At 72.3% G+C, this 2,240-nt stretch carries 1 protein-coding gene and 2 pseudogenes; 2 read left to right on the plus strand and 1 reads right to left on the minus strand.

Going from position 1 to position 2,240, the window contains the following annotated elements:
- Positions 1 to 223: pseudogene (locus tag D7X55_RS38675) on the plus strand (hypothetical protein); the annotation flags it as partial.
- A gap of 6 nt (positions 224 to 229) precedes the next feature.
- On the opposite strand, the gene D7X55_RS38680 reads toward D7X55_RS38675, so the two are convergent.
- A complete protein-coding gene (locus tag D7X55_RS38680; protein WP_121725647.1) occupies positions 230 to 1,492 on the minus strand; it encodes an MFS transporter in 1,263 nt (420 codons plus the stop codon).
- Positions 1,493 to 1,628: 136 nt separating this feature from the next.
- Here D7X55_RS38680 and D7X55_RS38685 point away from each other — a divergent pair.
- Positions 1,629 to 2,240, plus strand: a pseudogene (locus D7X55_RS38685) (hypothetical protein); the annotation flags it as partial.

The following is a 2,240-nucleotide window of genomic DNA, read 5'->3' on the forward strand; positions in this document are numbered from 1 at the left end:
GGGCCGGGTGCAGGTGGGGCTGGAGGACCTGCTGCTGGTGCCCACGTCCGGGCACGCGGGGAACCTGGTGGCGCTCAAGGCCCCGGGCTGGACGACCGCGTTCACGGTGCGCGCGGACACGCCGCTGCGCACGCGGCCGGTGGTGCGCGGGCCGCTGGTGTTCGTGCTGGGGCTGGACGGCCGCGTGCTGGCGTGGCGGCTGCGGGTGCCTCCGCCGGCCTGACGTCCGTCAGGCGCCGGTGCTCGCGCCGGCGCTGGCGTTCGCGGCGCCGGAGGACTCCACGAAGTCCAGGTCGCGGTGGAAGGTCTCCGTCAGCCGCGCCAGGGCCACCAGCGCCAGCCCGAAGCACACCGCGCCCACGGCGAGCGCAGCGTGCGCCACGCCCAGCGAGCCCTTGAGCTGGCCGAAGGCGGTGGAGGCAATCACCGCGGAGCCGCGCACGAAGTTGGGCACGGACGTGGCGACGGTGGCGCGGATGTTGGTGCCGAACTGCTCGGCCGCCATGGTGACGAGCACCGCCCAGTAGCCCACGCTCAAGCCAATGAGGAAGGTCAGCGCGTAGATGAGCGCCGGGGTGAGGCCCGGCACCAGGCCGTACACGAGCACCAGCGCGAACCACGCGCACAGGCTGAAGCCCACGGCGCGCTTGCGGCTCTTCATCCACTGGCTCAGCACGCCGGACAGGAAGTCCCCCAGCGTCAGGCCCACGCTGCCGAAGAGGATGGCGTCGCCCGCCGTCACCGTGCCCTGCACGTGCAGGCCCGCCGTCAGCTCCGGGGCGAAGACGAAGAGGATGCCGGTGGTGAAGTAGATGGGCACGCCCACGAGGATGCAGCCCACGTACTTGGAGAAGCGGCCGCCGGTGAGGAGCAGCAGCGCGTTGCCCTTCGACGGTCCGGCCTTTTGCGTGAAGAGGGCGGACTCGGAGACCTTGAAGCGCGCGAAGAGGAGCAGCAGGCCCAGCACGCCGCCCGTCACGTAGGCCGTCTTCCAGTGCAGGTGCTGCGCGACGAGCGCCGCGACGACGACGCCCAGCATGCCCAGCGTGGCGACGACGGTGGTGCCCAGGCCGCGCTTCTCCCTGGGCAGCGACTCCGCGACCAGCGTGATGGCCGCGCCCAGTTCGCCCGCGAGCCCCAGGCCCCCGAGGAACCGGCAGGCGGCGTAGCTGTTCACGTCCCAGACGAAGGGGTTGAGCAGGTTCGCCGCCGAGTACAGCAGGATGGAGCCGAACATCACCGACAGCCGCCCGCGCTTGTCCCCGAGCAGGCCCCAGAAGAGGCCGCCCACCATCATCCCCGCCATCTGCGCGTTGTAGATGAAAAGCCCCTTCTGGAAGATGTCCGAGGGGTCCGTGAGGCCCAGGTCCTTCAGCGACGCGACGCGCACCACGCCGAAGAGCGTGATGTCGAAGAGGTCCACGAAGTAGCCCAGCCCCGCCACGAGGACGGTGAGGTTCAGGACCGAGCGCAGTTCCCGGAGGCGATTCATGGCGCGCGACCCTACCGCTTCTGCTCCGCGCGGGAAGGGACGACTCCGCCATGCCGCCGCCCCCTCCCCTGCGTGACAGGCCATTCACACGGGGCGGAGCTTCCAGAAGAATTCCCTGGAAGGTAGGTTTTACTGCATGTTCGTGTTGGAGGCCGTGGCGTGGCAGCGCGTGATGGGACTGGCCCTGGTGCTGGCGCTCGGCGGCACCGCGTGGGCGGCGGACCCGTGGCGGGCGGTGGCGCGCGTGGCCTCCCTGGAGGACCGCGCACTGCTGGAGCGGGTGCGGGGGCAGAGCAGCGACCTGCCGGTGGTGCTGGAGGCGGAGGCCGGGCCGGCCATGGACGCGGGTCCCGACGGCGCGTGGCGTGAGGCCGAGCGGACGGCCTCGAGGAGGGATGCTCGCGCGGTGCTGTGGTTCACGCGCGAGGGGGCGCGGCTGCGCGTGTCGGTGGCGGCGCCTCGCACGGGCCACCTGTTCGTGCGGACCGCGCGGGTGGAGGGCGCGCCGGAGACGCTGACATGGTCCGTGGGCGCGGAGGCGCTGGCGCTGGCGGTGCGCTCGGCGCTGCGCGCGGTGGACGCGGGTGAGCCGCTGGGCGAGGTCGTCGCGCCTCCTCCTCCACCTCCCGCGCTACCTCCTCCGGAGGTGGCGACGCCTCTCGCGGAGCCCGTGAACAAGGCCTTCCTGCAGGTCGGGCTGCACGCGGCGCTGGACGGTTATCACCCGGGAGGCCAGCAGGGCCTGTCC

This window comes from Corallococcus sp. AB049A (assembly GCF_003668885.1).
In the GTDB taxonomy this organism is placed as follows: Bacteria; Myxococcota; Myxococcia; order Myxococcales; family Myxococcaceae; genus Corallococcus; species Corallococcus interemptor.

Bases quoted from the DNA above. Each gene is read 5' to 3' on its own strand.
- D7X55_RS38680 (WP_121725647.1), bottom strand. From the start codon at position 1,492: ATGAATCGCCTCCGGGAACTGCGCTCGGTCCTGAACCTCACCGTCCTC.